General features: G+C 32.5%; 14 protein-coding genes and 5 tRNA genes. 17 read left to right on the plus strand and 2 right to left on the minus strand.

The window, feature by feature from the left end; genetic code table 11:
• Positions 1-80: 80 nt before the first annotated feature.
• Positions 81-2492, plus strand: a complete 2412-nt coding sequence (gene lon / locus AC8GER_RS01950; RefSeq protein WP_506598282.1) for an endopeptidase La — start codon at positions 81-83, stop codon at positions 2490-2492.
• A gap of 1 nt (position 2493) precedes the next feature.
• Here lon and AC8GER_RS01955 read toward each other — a convergent pair whose 3' ends face one another.
• The gene (locus AC8GER_RS01955; RefSeq protein ID WP_506598283.1) at positions 2494-3324 is read right to left on the minus strand and encodes a sulfite exporter TauE/SafE family protein; all 831 of its coding nucleotides are present in this window, start codon (positions 3322-3324) and stop codon (positions 2494-2496) included.
• 56 nt (positions 3325-3380) lie between these two features.
• On the opposite strand from AC8GER_RS01955, the gene AC8GER_RS01960 reads away from it, so the two are divergent.
• From AC8GER_RS01960 to AC8GER_RS01975, 4 genes are all read left to right on the plus strand, one after another.
• Positions 3381-3635, plus strand: a complete 255-nt coding sequence (locus AC8GER_RS01960; RefSeq protein ID WP_506598284.1) for a hypothetical protein — start codon at positions 3381-3383, stop codon at positions 3633-3635.
• A 51-nt stretch (positions 3636-3686) separates the two neighbouring features.
• Positions 3687-3762: transfer RNA gene (locus AC8GER_RS01965), tRNA-Val, on the plus strand.
• Between the two features lie 155 nt (positions 3763-3917).
• Positions 3918-3995: transfer RNA gene (locus AC8GER_RS01970), tRNA-Asp, on the plus strand.
• Between the two features lie 41 nt (positions 3996-4036).
• Positions 4037-4663, plus strand: a complete 627-nt coding sequence (locus tag AC8GER_RS01975) for a MarC family protein (protein ID WP_506598285.1) — start codon at positions 4037-4039, stop codon at positions 4661-4663.
• Here AC8GER_RS01975 and rlmB read toward each other — a convergent pair.
• Positions 4660-5397 carry a 23S rRNA (guanosine(2251)-2'-O)-methyltransferase RlmB gene (gene rlmB, locus AC8GER_RS01980; RefSeq protein ID WP_506598286.1) on the minus strand — a complete coding sequence of 246 codons (738 nt, stop codon included), beginning with the start codon at positions 5395-5397 and terminating at the stop codon, positions 4660-4662. The two genes, AC8GER_RS01975 and rlmB, sit on opposite strands and share 4 nt — an antisense overlap.
• A gap of 194 nt (positions 5398-5591) precedes the next feature.
• Here rlmB and AC8GER_RS01985 point away from each other — a divergent pair.
• The 12 genes from AC8GER_RS01985 (at position 5592) to rpoC (ending at position 18176) form a co-directional block, all read left to right on the plus strand.
• Positions 5592-5677, plus strand: a tRNA-Tyr gene (locus AC8GER_RS01985).
• A 65-nt stretch (positions 5678-5742) separates the two neighbouring features.
• Positions 5743-5816, plus strand: a tRNA-Gly gene (locus AC8GER_RS01990).
• A 42-nt stretch (positions 5817-5858) separates the two neighbouring features.
• Positions 5859-7046: an elongation factor Tu gene (tuf, locus tag AC8GER_RS01995; RefSeq protein ID WP_506598287.1), complete on the plus strand. Its 1188-nt coding sequence runs from the start codon at positions 5859-5861 to the stop codon at positions 7044-7046.
• A gap of 5 nt (positions 7047-7051) precedes the next feature.
• Positions 7052-7127, plus strand: a tRNA-Trp gene (locus tag AC8GER_RS02000).
• A 13-nt stretch (positions 7128-7140) separates the two neighbouring features.
• Positions 7141-7326 (plus strand): preprotein translocase subunit SecE, encoded by a 186-nt coding sequence (gene secE, locus AC8GER_RS02005; protein WP_017969441.1) that lies wholly within the window; start codon positions 7141-7143, stop codon positions 7324-7326.
• Positions 7327-7857, plus strand: coding sequence for a transcription termination/antitermination protein NusG (gene nusG, locus AC8GER_RS02010; RefSeq protein ID WP_506598494.1), 531 nt, complete (start codon positions 7327-7329; stop codon positions 7855-7857).
• A 2-nt stretch (positions 7858-7859) separates the two neighbouring features.
• Positions 7860-8285 carry a 50S ribosomal protein L11 gene (gene rplK, locus AC8GER_RS02015; protein ID WP_506598288.1) on the plus strand — a complete coding sequence of 142 codons (426 nt, stop codon included), beginning with the start codon at positions 7860-7862 and terminating at the stop codon, positions 8283-8285.
• Positions 8285-8977, plus strand: coding sequence for a 50S ribosomal protein L1 (rplA, locus tag AC8GER_RS02020; RefSeq protein ID WP_506598289.1), 693 nt, complete (start codon positions 8285-8287; stop codon positions 8975-8977). The genes rplK and rplA overlap by 1 nt, the downstream gene beginning before the upstream one ends.
• Positions 8977-9486, plus strand: a complete 510-nt coding sequence (rplJ, locus tag AC8GER_RS02025; RefSeq protein ID WP_506598290.1) for a 50S ribosomal protein L10 — start codon at positions 8977-8979, stop codon at positions 9484-9486. Before rplA ends, rplJ begins: the two co-directional genes overlap by 1 nt.
• A gap of 19 nt (positions 9487-9505) precedes the next feature.
• Positions 9506-9880 carry a 50S ribosomal protein L7/L12 gene (gene rplL / locus AC8GER_RS02030; RefSeq protein ID WP_506598291.1) on the plus strand — a complete coding sequence of 125 codons (375 nt, stop codon included), beginning with the start codon at positions 9506-9508 and terminating at the stop codon, positions 9878-9880.
• Positions 9881-9929: 49 nt separating this feature from the next.
• Positions 9930-14012: a DNA-directed RNA polymerase subunit beta gene (gene rpoB / locus AC8GER_RS02035; RefSeq protein WP_506598292.1), complete on the plus strand. Its 4083-nt coding sequence runs from the start codon at positions 9930-9932 to the stop codon at positions 14010-14012.
• Positions 14013-14015: 3 nt separating this feature from the next.
• Positions 14016-18176, plus strand: a complete 4161-nt coding sequence (rpoC, locus tag AC8GER_RS02040; RefSeq protein ID WP_506598293.1) for a DNA-directed RNA polymerase subunit beta' — start codon at positions 14016-14018, stop codon at positions 18174-18176.
• The last annotated feature ends 131 nt before the right edge of the window (positions 18177-18307 follow it).

Below are 18307 nucleotides of genomic sequence, written 5' to 3' on the forward strand. Positions count from 1 at the left end.
TATTCACAGTTGAAATAACATTAAACGTCCCCATATAGAGTTAAACTTGTTATAAACTTAACTATTACTATTATTAATTTATGGAGAATAAAGAGCCACAAATAATCGATCAAGGCCAATTTCCAGTGTTGCCGTTGAGAGATATTGTTGTTTTTCCAGGAATGGTAGTTCCTCTTTTTGTTGGAAGAGAAAAATCTATTAATGCTCTAAATAGCGTAATGGATAAATATAAGAAAATTATCCTTGCCGCCCAAAAAAGTCATGATGTTGACGATCCAAAAGATAATGAAATTTACCAAGTTGGCTGTTTAGGTGAAATACTACAGCTATTAAAACTTCCAGACGGAACAGTTAAAATTTTAGTAGAAGGAAAAGAAAGAGTAAAAATTAATCAGTATAACAATGAAGAAAAGAATTATTTATTAGCTTCTTGTTCAAAATTAACCGACGATCTCGGCAAAGAAGATTTATCTTTATTATCAAAAGCAGTTTTAAATAAATTCGATAAATTAGTTAAAGTTTCAAAAAAAGTGTCCGAAGAAGGTCTTGAGACAATTAAAGATACAAAAGAGCCATCAAAAATTGCTGATGCAGTGGCTAATCAATTGCAAATCAGTTTAGTAGAAAAACAAAAAATTTTAGAAAATTTATCGGTGCAAAATAGACTTGAATCACTTTTAACTTTTATTGAAAGTGAAATTGAAGTTTTGTCAGTTGAGAAAAAGATTAGAGGCAGAGTTAAAAATCAAATGGAAAAAACTCAAAGAGAATATTATTTAAATGAACAGTTAAAAGCTATTCAAAAAGAACTAGGTGAAACAGAAGATGGTAAAGATGAAATTCAAAATTTAGAAGAGGCTATTAAAAAAGCTAAAATGACAAAAGAAGCTGAAGAAAAGTCGTTAGCTGAGTTAAAAAAATTAAAATCAATGAGCCCTATGTCAGCAGAATCTACGGTAGTTAGAAATTACTTGGATTGGATGGTTTCGTTGCCTTGGGGTAAAACTTCAAAAGTAAACACTGATATCAATAATGCTAAAAAAATTCTTGATGAAGATCATTTTGGTTTAGAAAAAGTAAAAGACAGAATCTTAGAATTTTTAGCAGTACAGAGCAGAATTAATAAAATCAAAGGTCCTATTCTTTGTTTAGTAGGCGCTCCAGGAGTTGGAAAAACTTCCTTGGGTAAATCTATTGCCAAAGCTACAGGTAGAGAATTTGTAAGAATGTCTTTAGGCGGAATTAGAGATGAAGCTGAAATTAGAGGTCACAGAAGAACTTATATTGGATCTTTACCTGGAAAAATAATTCAGATGATGAAAAAATCAGGAAAAAATAATCCTTTAATTTTGTTAGACGAAATTGATAAAATTGGTAATGACTATAGAGGAGATCCTTCTTCAGCATTATTAGAAGCTTTGGATCCTGAGCAAAACACAACATTTAACGATCATTATCTTGAAGTAGATTATGATTTATCGAATGTAATGTTTGTTACTACAGCAAATACTTTAAATATTCCTGGTCCTTTATTAGACAGAATGGAAGTTATTAGAATCTCTGGTTACACAGAAGATGAAAAAATGGAGATAGCTAAAAAATATCTTGTACCCAAACAAATTAAAGAAAACGGTTTAAAAGTAGGTGAATGGACTGTCTCAGATGAAGCTTTAAAAGATATTATTAGATATTACACAAGAGAATCTGGTGTTAGAAGTTTAGAAAGAGAGATTTCTAAACTTGCAAGAAAAGGTGTTAAAGACATTGTTACAAAAACTAAAGATATAATTAAAATTGATGAAAAAAATCTTAATGATTATCTTGGTATTAAAAAGTTTAAATACGGTGAAATTGAAAATAAAGATGGAACAGGAATTGTAACTGGACTTGCTTGGACTGAAGTTGGTGGCGAGTTATTAACGATCGAGTCTGTGATTATGCCAGGAAAAGGCAAGATGGAGATTACTGGAAAGCTTGGGGAGGTGATGCAAGAGTCGGTTAAAGCTGCAAAATCTTTTGTAAGATCAAGATGTGTTGAATACGGAATTATTCCTCCAGTTTTCGAAAAAAAAGACATCCACATTCACGTACCTGAGGGGGCAACTCCAAAAGATGGACCTTCAGCTGGTATTGCAATGGTAACCTCAATTGTTTCATCTTTAACTGGAATCCCAGTTAAGAGAGATGTTGCTATGACTGGAGAGGTTACTTTAAGAGGAAGAGTTCTTCCAATTGGTGGTTTAAAAGAAAAATTATTAGCAGCTCTTAGAGGAGGGATTAAAACTGTTTTAATACCGGATGAGAACGAGAAGGATTTAGCTGAAATACCTAAAAATGTAATTGAAGGTTTAAAAATTATTCCAGTTAAAACTGTGGATGAAGTATTAAAAGTTGCTTTAATTAAATCTTTAACACCAATTGATTGGGTAGAAATTGATCTTTCGCAAACACAAAAAAGCAAAGAACTTACAAGCGAAAGACCAGTAAATTAAATTATTTAATATTTAAGTATTCGATAAAGCTTCTAAGAGATATTAGGATCAGATAAATTCCAAACACCTTAGTAATTAAATTTCTACTTACTTTGTGAACAACTTTTGCTCCAAGCGGAGCCATCAACATTGTAACTGGAACAAAAACTAAAAATCCCGCAAGGTTAAAGTAACCAAAACTAAGAGGCGAGTTAACTTCAGCAAATAATGCGCCACTAGAAATCATGCTAATAGTTCCTGAAATTGCAATTAAAATTCCAATAGCTGCAGACGTTCCAATAGCCTTTCTCATGTCATAACCAAATAATCTCATAAAGGGCACAGATAAAGACCCACCACCAATACCGAGCGGAACAGAAACAAAGCCAATAAAATTTCCTATTATAATTTTATAAATTTTTGGAATATTTCTTTCTGTTTCTTCTAACTTTGATTTTAAAAACAAAAAAAATAAACCTACTAAAAATGCAAACAATGCGAAGAATAAAACCAAGTTAGCTGTTTTTAGATTTGAAGCTAAGAAAGTTCCAATAATAACTCCTAAAACTATATAAATACCAAAAGATTTAATAAGACCAAAATCAACCGCATTAAATTTCATATGCGTTCTAGTTGACATGATTGATGTTGGAATAATAATTGCAAGGGATGTTCCTAAAGCTAAATGCATTTTAGTTGCCATTTCAAAACCAAGAACTGTAAATGCATAATAGAGAGCAGGTACCATTACCAAACCACCGCCAACCCCAAGTAGTCCTGCTGCAAAACCCGCAACAGAGGCTGCTATAACCATAACAATTATAAGATAAAATATTTGAGACCAATCAATCATAAAAATGTTCTTAACTTATATATTTATAGTTAATAAATAGTAGTTAATATTTAAAAATGAAAAAAATTAAAAAATACTGGTACATAATTCCAATATTACTACTAGTTTGGTATTTTTATCCGAGAGATTATTTAAAGAACTGTGTAAGCGATTTTAAGGACAAACAAACATTCTACAAAAATCAATTTGCAGACCAGTATGGTTTAATTACATGCTCAAAGATTAAAAAAGAAGACCTGAGTACTTTTAATCTTCTAAAAGGCAGAGTCTTTTCAAAAACTACTGCATTTAAAAAGTACTTGCCTCGTTAATTATTATTTTAACTTTCTATTTTTATTGTTATACAAAGCTTCTTAATAAAAGGGCGATTAGCTCAGTTGGTAGAGCATCTCGTTTACACCGAGAGGGTCCTAGGTTCGAGTCCTTGATCGCCCACCATCTTCTTAATTTATACGGAGTTTTTTTATGTTTTTATAAAATAGCTCTAACAATATTTTACAAAGGACATCCAAAAAAAATCAGTATATAAGATTGTTTTCAAGCTTAACTTGAATTGTGGTGACAGAATAATTTTGGCTTCATCACTTTTTTTAGGGGGTGTAGCTCAGTTTGGTTAGAGCGCCTGCCTGTCACGCAGGAGGCCGCGGGTTCGAGTCCCGTCACTCCCGCCAGTACTTATAAAAACATGGAATATAAATTTATTAATATTTAAATGAGTTCAGTTTTTTTTAATTCTTTTGCTGTTTTGTTTGTTGCTATTGATGCAGCAGGAATTGGTCCTTTATTTTTATTATTAACTGAGGGGGCAACAAGAGAACAAAGGTTTAAAATTGCAATCAAAGCATCTTTGATTTCATTTATAGTATTGATTATTTTTGCATACGGCGGCAAATTTTTTTTTAATTGGATTGGCGTTTCAATAGATTCTTTGAAGATTGCTGGAGGAATAATTTTATTTATTATTTCAATTGAAATGTTGTTAGACAAAAGAAGATTAAGAAGAGAAGAGAGTGCCAATAAAGTTTTGCATGAAAAAACATTAGAAGAAATTGCAATTTTTCCACTTGCTATTCCTTTAATAGCAGGACCAGCAGCCTTAACCTCTGTTTTGCTTTTAGTAAATGCTAGCTCTAAATCACCCGAAAAATTAATTATGGTTTATGTAGCCTTAACTGCAGTAATGATTGTTACTTTTTTACATATGCTATTTTCTGCAATTCTTGCAAACTATACTAGCAAAAATATTTTAAATGTATTTTCAAGAGTTATAGCTTTAATTTTAGCATCTCTAGCAATTCAATTTATTGTAGATGGAATAAAATCTAGTTTTGGATTTTAATTTTTTCTTTCAAGCAATCTAAAAATACCCAAAGTTACCGATACTGCATTGGAAACATTTAAACTTTCAATTTCTTTGTTGATCTTAATCTTTATAAGATGATCGCAATTTTCTTTTACCAACCTTCTAAGTCCTTCTCCTTCAGATCCAAAAACAAAAGCATTTTGATTAGACCATTTTTGATCTTCAATATTTTCTTTAGCATGACCATCTAATCCATAAACCCAATAGTTATTCTTTTTAAGAACTTCTAATGCATTCGTAATATTTGAAACAGGAATAACATTTACAAGTTCCATAGCTCCACTGGCACTTTTGTACATCATTTTATTTTTAGCATTATAATTTTTTTCTAAAAGAATGACGGCATCAATATTGAACGCGCTACATGATCTTATTATTGACCCTATGTTTCTTTGATCTGTAATATCATCAAGAACAACAACAGTATTTTTTGAGTTATTTTTATTCTTTAAATATTCTTTTAATTCAACAATTGGAATATTTTCTATTTCAAGAGCAACCCCCTGATGAACTATATTTTCACTAATAAAAATTTTATCTATTTCTTTTTTATCCTTAATTTCAATTAAAATTTTTTTATCAAAATTTTTAGGCGCAAAATCTTTTTGGTTTTCTTCGGTGATAATTAGCTTATTTATTTTTCTTTTAGGGTTTTTTATGGCAGATAAAACTGCATGTTTGCCACCTATCCAAAATGAGCCTGTTTTCATTGATTTAATGCTTATAACTACCTTAATTTGAATTAAAAATGTATTGCATTAATATTGCTCACTAATTATATTCCGCATAATTTTAAGCTTCAAAATCGCAATAGTGTGGTTAGGAAGTTGTGTTGTAAAATTTTTCTTTTTTAGAACACTTGAAAGCCACTCAAAGCAAAACCTCCGTCGTTTTGTGAAAAATTGGAGGGGTGACCGAGTGGTTAAAGGTGACGGTCTGTAAAACCGTTGGCTCCGGCCTACGAAGGTTCGAATCCTTCCCCCTCCACCAAGAGGGAGTGTTTAAAGAAAAGAAATGTTGGCAACAAAATAAAATTAGGAGTAAGGTTTGGTTACGCGGGTGTAGTTCAATGGTAGAACTCCAGCCTTCCAAGCTGGTTGTGAGAGTTCGATTCTCTTCACCCGCTCCAGATTAAAAATTAATAATAAACTGAGAGGTGTAGAAAAAGTAAATGTCTAAGGAAAAATTTCAAAGAACGAAACCCCATTGTAATATTGGCACTATTGGTCACGTCGATCATGGTAAAACAACTTTAACAGCCGCGATCACAAAAGTTCTTGCAAAAACTGGAGGAGCAAAATTTGTTGCTTACGATCAGATTGATAAAACACCTGAAGAAAAAGCAAGGGGTATTACTATTTCTACAGCTCACGTTGAATATGAAACTGCAAAACGTCACTATGCACACGTTGACTGTCCAGGACACGCTGATTATGTAAAAAACATGATCACAGGTGCCGCACAAATGGACGGTGCAATTTTAGTTGTGAATGCAGCTGACGGTCCAATGCCACAAACTAGAGAGCATATTCTTTTAGCAAGACAAGTTGGAGTTCCGGCTCTAGTTGTTTTTCTAAATAAAGTTGACACTGTTAATGACAAAGAACTTTTAGATCTTGTTGAAATGGAAATTAGAGAACTTCTAACTTCTTACGGATATCCAGGAGATAAAACTCCAATTATTAAAGGATCAGCATTAAAAGCAATCGAAGGCGATATTGAACTTGGAGAAAAACCAATTCTTGCTTTAATGGATGCGGTTGATTCATTTATTCCACAACCAAATAGACCAAAAGAAAAACCATTCTTAATGCCTATCGAGGATGTTTTTTCGATTTCTGGTCGAGGAACAGTTGTTACTGGTAGAATTGAAGCTGGTGTAATTAAGACAGGTGAAGAAATGGAAATCATCGGAATCAAAGCTACACAAAAATCTGTATGTACCGGAGTTGAAATGTTTAGAAAACTTTTAGACTCAGGTGAAGCAGGAGATAACGTTGGTATTCTTTTAAGAGGTATTGAGCGTGAGCAAGTAGAAAGAGGACAAGTTTTGGCTAAGCCAGGATCAATTAAGCCTCACACTAAATTTGAAGCTCAAGCCTACATTCTGAAAAAAGAAGAGGGTGGAAGACATACTCCATTCTTTACTAAATATCGTCCACAGTTTTACTTTAGAACTACAGACGTTACAGGAGAAGTTTTGTTGCCAGCTGGTGTTGAAATGATCATGCCTGGTGATGATGCAAAAATGACTGTTACTTTAATCACTCCAATCGCTATGGATAATAATTTAAAATTTGCGATTAGAGAAGGAGGAAGAACCGTAGGAGCTGGAGTAGTTACTAAGATTATAGAATAAATCTTAGGAGTGTAGCTCAATTGGTAGAGCGCCGGTCTCCAAAACCGGAGGTTGCGGGTTCAAGTCCCTCCACTCCTGCCACAGATTATTAAATATGTTTAACCCTATTCAATTTTTAAGATCTGTTAAGCAGGAGGCTTTAAAAATATCTTGGCCAACAAGAAAAGAAACTACTATTGGGGCATTTACAGTTTTTGTTATGTCGGTAATAGCTGCTTTATTTTTTTTGTTATTAGATCAAATTTTTAAACTAGGTCTAAATTATTTACTGGGAATTTAAATTATGATGAAATGGTATATAATTCAGGCTCATTCAGGAGCAGAAAAGAAAGTAGCTAGTCTTATTCCTGAAAAACTTGAAAAAGAAGGTTTAGCACACCACTTCGAGGAGACACTAGTTCCAACGCATGAAGTTACAGAAGTTAAAAAGGGCAAGAGAACTACTTCTGAGAAAAAATACTTTCCAGGTTATTTTTTAGCCAAGTTAGATATGAATGATCAAGTTTATCACTTAATAAAATCTATAAAAAGAATTACAGGGTTTTTAGGGGTTCCAGGAAAACCAACACCAATTTCAGAGGCCGAAGTTACAAAGATTATGGGAAAAATTGAGGATGGAGCTCTCAAACCTTCAACTAGTATAAGTTTCGACATTGGAGAACAGGTTAGAGTATGTGATGGACCTTTTGCATCATTTAGTGGTTTAGTTGAGGGCGTTGATGAAGAAAAGTCTAGACTAAAGGTTTCCGTTTCGATATTTGGTAGGCCCACACCTGTAGAGTTAGAATACGGACAGGTAGAAAAGATTTAAGTATGGCTAAAGAAATTTCTGGAATATTAAAATTACAAATTAAAGGCGGGCAAGCTAACCCAGCTCCTCCCGTTGGGCCCGCTCTTGGACAAAGAGGAGTTAATATAATGGAATTTTGCAAATCATTTAATGACAAAACTAAATCGTTAATGGGACAGCCAGTTCCAGTTGTTATTACCATATATAAAGATAAAAAATTTGATTTTATAATTAAAACACCTCCAGCATCTTTTTTAATTAAAGAAGCTATTAAACTTAAAAGTGGCTCTAAAGAACCAGGAAGAGTTGCTGCTGGATCTATAACTAAGGCTCAGCTTAAAAAAATTGCTGAAATTAAAATGAAAGATTTAAATGCTTTTGATATTGAGCAAGCGATTAAAATTATAGCTGGCTCAGCAAGATCAATGGGAGTTGAGGTAAAAGACTAATGTCAAAAAAAAATTCAAAAAGGTATTTAGCTTTAATCAAGGGTCACGATAAGACAAAAGAACTTGCATTACCTGAGGCTATTAAATTATTAAAAACAAAATCAAATACTAAGTTTCCTGAATCAATGGAAGCGATTTTCTTTTTAAATATTGATAAAGCTAAAACAGATCAAAATTTAAGAACAGTAGTAGATTTGCCAAATGGTAACGGTAGAAAAGTTAAAGTTGCAGTTATTTGCGGCAACGACAAACTTAGCGAAGCTAAATCTTCAGGAGCTGAAATAGCTGGATCAGAAGATTTAATTAACGAGATTAATTTGGGAAAAATTAATTTTGATGTATTAATTTCAACTCCTGACATGATGGCAAAAGTTGGAAAATTAGGAAAAGTTTTGGGACCAAAAGGATTAATGCCTAATCCAAAATTGGGCACTGTCGCAAAAGATATAAAATCTACTGTCGAAGCAATTAAAAAAGGTAGAATTGAAATTAAATGTGATAAAGATGGAAATTTAGGTTTATCAATTGGTAAAGTAAAATTTTCCGACAAAGAATTATCTGAAAATCTTAAAAGTGTTTATGAAGTTGTTTCAAAAGAAAAGCCAGCTGGGATTAAAGGAAATTTTATAAATTCAATTTACTTATCTACAACTATGGGACCTTCAGTTAAACTTCAACTTGCGAGCATATAATGAATAGAGAGCAAAAAACTACATATGTGAATGATTTAAAAACGGTCATAGCAGCCAATGAAGGAATTTTAGTTTATCACTACGAAGGTATTACCGTTAAAGATTTAGAAAGTCTGCGTGCTAAGATGAGAGAAAGCGGAGCATTTTTAAAAATTACAAAAAATAGAATTGCAAAAATTGCACTTAAAGGATCAAAAGCTGAAAAGTTAGAAAAATTTTTTAAAGGACCAACAGCTATTGCCTGTTCAAAAGATCCAATTACTCTTGCAAAGACTTTAGTTACTTTTTCTAAAAGCAATGAAAAGTTAAAAATTCTTGGCGGTCTAATGGACGAGAAGCTTTTAGAGCCATTAGATGTTGCTCATATTGCAACTTTACCTACATTAAATGAAGCAAGAGCTAAAATTGTAGGTATTTTAGTAGCCCCAGCTCAAAAAATTGTAAGTATTTTGCTTGCACCAAGCGCAAAAATAGTTAATTTGATGCACGCTAAAAATTTAAAAAATTAAACCCACTAGGATATTCAAAATGTCAGACTTAAATAAAATTGTAGAAGATTTATCAAAACTAACTGTAGTTGAAGCTGCAGAACTTTCAAAAACTTTAGAAGAAAAATGGGGAGTATCAGCAGCAGCTCCAGTTGCAGCAGCAGCTCCAGCAGCAGCAGCAGGGGGCGCAGCTGCAGAAGAAAAAAATGATTTTATAGTTAATCTTGTTTCATCAGGCGATAACAAGATTGGAGTAATTAAAGAAGTACGAGCGTTCACTGGTTTAGGTTTAAAAGAAGCTAAAGATTTAGTTGAAGGTGCACCAAAACAACTTAAAGCTGGAGTTAGCAAAAAAGACGCTGACGATGTTAAAAAGAAACTTGAAGCAGTTGGCGCAAAAGTAGAACTTAAGTAAATTTAAATTTTTTTTAGAGCCGGATAATAAAATATTCGGTTAATAAACTATGTTGTTATCTTTTACAGATAAAAAAAAAGTTCGAAAAAGTTTTGGTAAATTAGAAAATATACTTAATATTCCCGATTTAATAGAAGTCCAAGTTAACTCTTATAAAAATTTTTTAGAAGCAAACGCAGAACATAAAGTTGATTCTGGAATTACAAAAGTATTTAAAGATATTTTTCCAATAGAAGAATTTTCAGGACTTGCAACTATAGAATATATTTCATACCGATTTGAAAAACCCAAGTATACAGTTCAGGAATGTAATCAAAGAGGGCTTACATATTCAGCGGCATTAAAAGCAACACTTAGATTAGTTGCTTACGACATCAACGAAGAAAAACAAACTAAACAAGTTTTATCTGCCAAAGAACAAGAAGTTTATATGAGTGATATTCCTCTTATGACTCCAAGAGGAACATTTGTTGTGAATGGCATCGAAAGAGTTTGTGTAAATCAAATGCACAGAAGCCCAGGAGTTTTTTTTGATCATGATAAAGGAAAGACACATGCAAGTGGAAAATTATTATTTAGCTGCAGAGTTATTCCTTATAGAGGATCTTGGTTAGATTTTGAATATGACACAAAAGATATTTTAAATTTTAGAATTGATAGAAAAAGAAAGCTACCAGTAACAACATTGTTGATGGCCCTTGGTTACAATAGAGATGATATTTTAAATCTTTTTTACGAAAACATTAGATATGATTTAACTTCAGAAGATGAGTGGAAAACAAAATTTACTCCAGAAAACTTTAGAAATTATAAGTTAAAAAATGATTTGGTTAATGCTGAAACAAAAAAAATTATTATTAAGAAAGATACAAAAATTTTGTATCCAATGGCGTTAAAATTAAAAAAAGAAGGTCTTAACAGTTACTTAGTTAAGACACCTGATTTATTTGGAAAGTATTTAGCAAATGATATTATTAATGAAAAAACAGGTGAAGTAATTGCTGAGTCCGGAGATGAAATTTCTAATGATTTAATTACTAAACTTACAGATCTTAAAACAAAAACAATTTATCTACTTGATATTGATGGCGTAAATAGAGGGCCATTTTTAAGAAATACCTTAACTATTGATAAAAATCTTAATCAAGACGAAGCTAGTATGGATATTTATCGTGTTTTAAGACCAGGGGAGCCACCAACTATAGAAACAGCTAAAAATTTATTTGGAAACCTTTTCTTTAATCATACAAGATATGACCTTTCAGAAACAGGTCGAGTAAAAATGAATGCGAGAATGGACCTTGATTGTGATCCAAAATTAACCGTTCTTAGAAAAGAAGATATCGTTACCATCGTTAAACATATGCTGGATCTAAAAGATGGAAAAGGCGAAGTAGATGACATTGACCATCTTGGAAATCGTAGACTTAGGTCTGTTGGAGAACTTGTAGAAAATCAATTTAGAATTGGATTAATACGAATGGAAAGAGCTATTAAAGAAAAAATGGCATCTGTTGAAATTGATTCAGTAATGCCACAAGATTTAATTAACGCAAAACCAATTGCTGCATGCCTTAAAGAATTTTTTGGAACTTCTCCATTATCTCAATTTATGGACCAAACAAATCCATTAGCAGAAATTACTCATAAAAGAAGAGTGTCAGCCCTTGGGCCTGGAGGATTAAATAGAGAGAGAGCAGGATTTGAAGTTCGAGATGTTCACCCAACTCATTATGGAAGAATATGTCCCATCGAAACACCTGAAGGACCAAACATTGGATTAATTAATAGTTTAGCAACTTATTCAAGAATTAATAAATATGGCTTTATTGAAAGCCCATATAGAAAAGTTGTTAATGGGAAAATTACAAAAGAGATTCATTATTTATCTGCAATGGAAGAAGGCAAATATACAATTGCTCAAGCAAACTCTCCTTTAAGTAAAGAAAATACTTTTGTAGATGATTTAGTTTCTTGCAGAAAATCTTTAGGTTTTGAGTTAGCAAAACCTGAAAATGTCGACTTTATGGACGTTTCACCAAAACAAGTTGTGTCGGTTGCCGCTGCTTTAATTCCATTTTTAGAAAACGATGATGCAAATAGAGCCCTGATGGGATCTAACATGATGAGACAAGCAGTTCCTTTAATCAAAAATGAATCTCCATTAGTTGGAACAGGTATAGAAAAAGATGTTGCTGTAGATTCTGGAGCTACATTAGTTGCAAAAAGAGATGGTGTTGTAGATAAAATTGACGGTAAAAGAATTGTCGTTAGAGTAACTACCGAAAAAGATCTTACAAAATCTGGCGTTGATATTTACAACTTAAGTAAATTTCAAAGATCTAATCAGAACACATGCATTAATCAAAGACCTCTAGTTAAAGTGGGTGATAAAATTAGAAAAGGCGATGTTATTGCTGATGGTCCTTCAACTCAATTTGGCGAATTAGCCTTAGGTAAAAACGTAATGGTAGCATTCATGCCATGGCGTGGTTACAATTTTGAAGATTCTATATTAATTTCTGAAAGATGTGTAACAGATGATGTTTTTACTTCAATTCACATTGAAGAATATAGCATTATGGCCAGAGATACAAAGCTTGGTCCTGAAGAAATTACTAGAGACATCCCAAGCACTGCAGAAGAAAATTTAATAAATTTAGACGAATCTGGCGTCGTTTATGTTGGAGCAGAAGTTAAACCTGGAGATATATTAGTTGGAAAAGTTACTCCAAAAGGAGATTCACCAGTTAATGCAGAAGAAAAATTATTAAGAGCAATTTTTGGAGAAAAAGCAATCGATGTAAGAGATTCATCTCTAAAAATGCCTTCAGGAACAAATGGCGTTGTGGTCGAAGTAAGAGTGTTTAACAGACACGGAATTGAAAAAGACGAAAGAGCAATTTCTATTGAAAGAGCTGAAATTGAGTCAGTTCAAAATGATAAAAACGCTGAAGAAGAAATATTAGAATCTAACATTAAAGCGAGAGTTAAAGGCACACTAGTTTCGGCTAAAGTTGAAGAAGATTTCAAATCTTTAAAAAAAGGAACAGTTTTATCAGAAGATAATTTATCTGAATTGACAGCAAATGAGTTATTCAAATTAGAAATAGAAGATAAAAAAGTTCAATCCAACTTAGCAATTTTAAAAGAACAATTTGTTAAAGCTAAAAAAGATATTCAAACTAGATTTGAAGATCAGGTAGATAAAATTCAAAAAGGAGATGATTTATTACCCGGTGTTATGAAAATGGTAAAAGTTTTTGTTGCTATGAAAAGAAAACTTCAGGCCGGAGATAAAATGGCAGGAAGACATGGTAATAAAGGAGTTATTAGTCGAATTGTACCAGCAGAAGATATGCCTTACATGAAAGATGGAAGACCAGTTGACATTGTTTTAAATCCATTGGGAGTGCCAAGCCGTATGAACGTAGGTCAAATTTTAGAAACTCATTTAGGATGGGCCTGTTCTGAGATGGGAGAAAAAATTAAAAAACTAATCGAAGATGTTCAAAAAAACTCCTCTAAAAGAGAAGAATTAAAAAATTATTTAGGAAAAATTTATAAAGGAGAGCTGGGTGATGAAATTAAAAATTTATCCGATTCAGAACTTAGTGAATTAAGTTACAATTTATCAAGTGGAGTTCCTATTGCAACGCCCGTTTTCGATGGTGCTAGCGTAAACGATGTTACTGATATGTTAAAATTTTGCGGGTTACCTGAATCTGGACAGACAGATTTATATGATGGCAGAACAGGAGAAAAAATTGATCGTCAAGTTACTGTTGGAATCATTTACATGTTGAAATTAGCGCATATGGTTGATGACAAAATTCATGCTCGTTCAACTGGTCCATACAGTTTAGTTACGCAGCAACCACTAGGAGGAAAAGCTCAATTTGGTGGTCAAAGATTTGGAGAAATGGAAGTTTGGGCATTGGAAGCTTATGGTGCTGCTTATACATTGCAAGAAATGTTAACAATTAAATCTGACGATGTAGCTGGAAGAACAAAAGTTTATGAAACTATTGTTAAAGGTGATGATGACTTTGAATCAGGAGTTCCAGAGTCATTTAACGTTTTAATTAAAGAGATTAGATCTCTAGGTTTAAATATTGAATTAACAAATTAAATTATGAGTAAAGAATTAACAAATTTATTTAAAAAAAATATTAATAAAGAAAATTTTAATAATATTAAAATTTCTTTAGCCAGTCCTGAAAAGATTAAATCTTGGTCATTTGGAGAAATTAAAAAACCAGAAACTATTAATTACAGAACATTTAAACCTGAAAAAGATGGATTATTTTGTTCTAGAATATTTGGACCAGTAAAAGATTACGAATGTTTGTGCGGCAAGTACAAGCGTATGAAATTTAGAGGAATTATTTGCGAAAAGTGCGGAGTTGAAGTTACAAAGGCAAATGTAAGACGTGAACGAATGGGTCACGTAGAACTGTCAACACCAGTTTCTCATATTTGGTTTTTAAAATCATTACCAAGCAGAATAGCTCTTGCAATGGATATGAAGCTTAAAGACCTTGAAAAAGTTTTATATTTTGAAAATTTTATTGTTATTGAACCAGGATTAACAGAATTTAAGAAAAATCAATTAATTACAGAAGAAGAATTATTAAAAGCTCAAGAAAAATACGGAGAAGATCAGTTCTCAGCAGGTATTGGCGCTGAAGCTATTAGAGAAGTATTAGCTGCGATTGATTTACCAGCTGAAAGAGAAAGATTAAGAGAAGTATTGAAAACAACAACCTCTAAAGTTGCTGAAGAAAGAACTATTAAAAGATTAAAATTAGTTGAGAATTTTATTAACTCTGGAAATAAACCTGAATGGATGATTTTAACTGTTATACCAGTTATTCCACCGGAACTTAGACCTTTAGTTCCTCTTGATGGTGGAAGATTTGCAACATCTGATCTTAACGATCTATATCGCAGAGTGATCAATAGAAATAATAGATTAAAGAGATTAATGGAATTAAGAGCTCCAGACATTATTGTTAGAAATGAAAAACGTATGCTGCAAGAAGCAGTTGATGCTTTATTTGATAACGGAAGAAGAGGAAGAGTAATAACTGGAACTGGTAAAAGACCTCTAAAATCTTTAGCTGACATGCTTAAAGGTAAGCAGGGACGTTTCAGACAAAACTTATTAGGAAAACGAGTAGATTATTCAGGTAGATCTGTAATTGTTGTAGGTCCAGAATTAAAACTTCATCAGTGTGGTCTTCCAAAAAAAATGGCACTGGAATTATTTAAGCCATTTATTTATGCAAAATTAGATAAACTTGGTCTTGCTACAACAATTAAACAGGCAAAAAAAATAGTAGAAAAAGAAAAATCAGAAGTTTGGGATATTTTAGAAGAAGTTGTTAGAGAACATCCAATTCTTTTAAATAGAGCTCCAACACTTCATAGATTAGGTATCCAAGCTTTTGAACCATTATTAATTGAAGGCAAAGCTATTCAACTGCATCCTTTAGTTACAGCCGCTTTTAACGCTGACTTTGATGGCGATCAAATGGCCGTTCACGTTCCTTTAAGTATTGAAGCTCAGTTAGAGGCAAGAGTATTAATGATGTCGACTAATAATATTTTAAGTCCATCAAATGGAAAACCTATTATCGTTCCATCTCAAGACATGGTTTTAGGAATTTATTATATGTCCCAGTTTTTTGGAGATCAAGACACTAAACCAGTCGGCTACTTCCTAAATTTAGATGAAATTGCCCAAGGACTTGAAAACAAATCAATAAATGTTCATTCTAAAGTTGTTTCTCGATTTGAAACGGTAGATGAAAAAGGTAAGCCAGTTTTTAAAACTTATCAAAGTAGTGTTGGTAGATTTTTATTAGCAGACGTTCTTCCAAAACATCATAAAATTTCATTTGATTTGGTAAATAAATTATTAACTAAAAAGCAAATTTCCGAACTTATCGATATTATTTTTAGATATTGCGGTCAGAAAGAGACAGTCGTTTTCTGCGATAAATTAATGACTATTGGTTTTCTTAATGCATTTAAAGCAGGAATTTCATTTGGAAAAGATGATTTAGTTATTCCTGAATCAAAAGAAAAAATTATATCAGAAGCTAAAAAAATGGTTGAAGAGTATGAAACTCAATATTCTGAAGGTTTAATTACTAAAGGCGAGAAATATAACAAAGTTGTAGACCAATGGTCTAAATGTACAGATAAAATTGCAAGCGAGATGATGAAAAATATCTCTGCATCTAAAATCAATAAAGAAGACGGCTCAATAACAACTAACTCTATATTCATGATGGCAGATTCTGGAGCCAGAGGTTCCGCAGCTCAGATGAAGCAATTGGCTGGTATGAGAGGATTAATGGCAAAACCATCTGGAGAGATTATTGAAACACCTATTATTTCAAACTTCAAAGAGGGATTAACAGTCTTGGAATATTTTACATCTACTCACGGAGCACGAAAAGGACTAGCGGATACAGCTTTAAAAACTGCAAACTCTGGATATTTAACACGAAGATTATGCGATGTTTCTCAGGATGTCATCGTAAGACTTAAATTCTGTGGAACTAAAAAACATATTAATATTAGCGAGATTATAGAAGGCGGTAATATCATCGTATCGTTAACAGAAAGATCTTTAGGAAGAATTGCTGCTAAAGATATTAAAGCTCCAAACACTGGAGATGTTATCGTTAAAGCAAAACAATTAATTGAAGAAAAACAATGTGAATTAATGGATGCCGCGGGAGTTAAATCTATAGATGTTTATTCCCCAATTACTTGCGAGGCAAAAGATGGAATTTGTTCAACTTGTTACGGAAGAGATTTAGCAAGAGGAAGATTAGTATCGATAGGAGAATGCGTTGGAATGATTGCAGCTCAATCAATTGGAGAGCCAGGAACACAGCTTACAATGAGAACGTTCCACGTTGGAGGTACAGCACAAATTAAACAAGAGTCTTCAATAACTGCTCCTTCAGAAGGAGTATTAAAAGTTTCTAATCAAAACTTAATTGAAGATTCTAAAAAAGAATTAATAGTAATGGGAAGAAATACTGAAATTATTATTGAAAAAAATGGCACAAACGTTGCAATGTATAAAATTCCATATGGATCTAAACTTTTTGTAAAACCAGATCAGCCAGTTAAAAAAGGTCAAAAAATTTGTGAGTGGGATCCATATACTCTGCCAGTTATTTCAGAAACCGATGGTATCGTTAATTTTGTAGATTTAATAGATGGAGCGTCGATTACAGATTCCACTGATGAAGCTACGGGAATTTCTTCTAAAGTTGTTTTGGATTGGAGAGGCCAATCTAAGAATCTTGATCTTAAACCAAGAATTACTTTAAGAGATAGCAAAGGAAAAGTTGTTAAAAAAGCAGACGATAACGAAGCAAGATATTATTTAGTTCCAGAAACAATTTTATCAGTTGAAGACGGAGATAAAATTAATGCAGGAGATGTATTAGCTAGATTACCCAAAGCAACTTCTAAAACAAAAGATATTACCGGAGGACTACCAAGAGTCGCTGAATTATTTGAAGCAAGAAAGCCTAAAGAAGGAGCAATCATTGCAGAGAATGATGGTAAAATTGAATTCGGAAAAGAAGTTAGAGGAAAACTTAAAATTACAATTAAATCAAAAGCAGGAATTGAATCTTCTTATTTAATTCCAAAAGGAAAACAAGTTAACTTCAATCCAGGTGAAGAAATTAAAAAAGGAGAGTATTTATTAGATGGAAGTCCAGCTCCTCATGACATTTTAAGAATTTTAGGAGTAGAAGCTCTTGCAAATTACTTTATAGACGAAGTTCAGGAAGTTTACAGATTACAAGGAGTTATAATTAACGATAAACACATTGAAGTTATCGTTAGACAAATGTTAAGAAAAGTTGAAATCAAAGCTTCAGGAGACACACCTTTCTTAGTTGGAGAGTTGGTTGATAAAATTGATCTAGATGAATTAAATAAAAAATTAGTTAATGAAGGTAAAGCTCCGGCCAAAGTTGATCCGGTATTACTAGGTATTACAAAAGCTTCATTACAAACTAAATCGTTTATTTCTGCAGCTTCATTTCAAGAAACAACAAGAGTTCTTACTGAGGCAGCAATCAAAGGTAAAGTTGACGTACTTCATGGCTTGAAAGAAAACGTTATTGTCGGAAGATTAATCCCAGCGGGAACAGGAGATAGCACATTTAAATTCTCTAAAATTGCCCGTGAAAGAGACATGGAGCTTCAAAACAGCAAAGCAAAAGCCCCTGAGCAATTAGAGGTTACTAAGTAGCAATTAGCTAAGCTTTTCAATATTAATTAAGCAGTTTTTTATACAACTACAATTTGACCTTTCGCGTAATTTAAGTATTATGCCCACACTTTTTTAAGGTAGCAAGTAAGGCTCACGAGCACTTAAACTCC

This window comes from Fontibacterium abundans (SeqCode) (genome assembly GCF_965235095.1).
Lineage (GTDB): Bacteria > Pseudomonadota > Alphaproteobacteria > Pelagibacterales > Pelagibacteraceae > Fontibacterium > Fontibacterium abundans.

What these genes read in the sequence shown, in the direction of transcription:
- lon (WP_506598282.1), top strand. Translation starts at nt 81, where the DNA reads ATGGAGAATAAAGAGCCACAAATAATCGATCAAGGCCAATTTCCAGTG.
- AC8GER_RS01955 (WP_506598283.1), bottom strand. Translation starts at nt 3,324, where the DNA reads ATGATTGATTGGTCTCAAATATTTTATCTTATAATTGTTATGGTTATA.
- AC8GER_RS01960 (WP_506598284.1), top strand. Translation starts at nt 3,381, where the DNA reads ATGAAAAAAATTAAAAAATACTGGTACATAATTCCAATATTACTACTA.
- AC8GER_RS01975 (WP_506598285.1), top strand. Translation starts at nt 4,037, where the DNA reads ATGAGTTCAGTTTTTTTTAATTCTTTTGCTGTTTTGTTTGTTGCTATT.
- rlmB (WP_506598286.1), bottom strand. Translation starts at nt 5,397, where the DNA reads ATGAAAACAGGCTCATTTTGGATAGGTGGCAAACATGCAGTTTTATCT.
- tuf (WP_506598287.1), top strand. Translation starts at nt 5,859, where the DNA reads ATGTCTAAGGAAAAATTTCAAAGAACGAAACCCCATTGTAATATTGGC.
- secE (WP_017969441.1), top strand. Translation starts at nt 7,141, where the DNA reads ATGTTTAACCCTATTCAATTTTTAAGATCTGTTAAGCAGGAGGCTTTA.
- rplK (WP_506598288.1), top strand. Translation starts at nt 7,860, where the DNA reads ATGGCTAAAGAAATTTCTGGAATATTAAAATTACAAATTAAAGGCGGG.
- rplA (WP_506598289.1), top strand. Translation starts at nt 8,285, where the DNA reads ATGTCAAAAAAAAATTCAAAAAGGTATTTAGCTTTAATCAAGGGTCAC.
- rplJ (WP_506598290.1), top strand. Translation starts at nt 8,977, where the DNA reads ATGAATAGAGAGCAAAAAACTACATATGTGAATGATTTAAAAACGGTC.
- rplL (WP_506598291.1), top strand. Translation starts at nt 9,506, where the DNA reads ATGTCAGACTTAAATAAAATTGTAGAAGATTTATCAAAACTAACTGTA.
- rpoB (WP_506598292.1), top strand. Translation starts at nt 9,930, where the DNA reads ATGTTGTTATCTTTTACAGATAAAAAAAAAGTTCGAAAAAGTTTTGGT.
- rpoC (WP_506598293.1), top strand. Translation starts at nt 14,016, where the DNA reads ATGAGTAAAGAATTAACAAATTTATTTAAAAAAAATATTAATAAAGAA.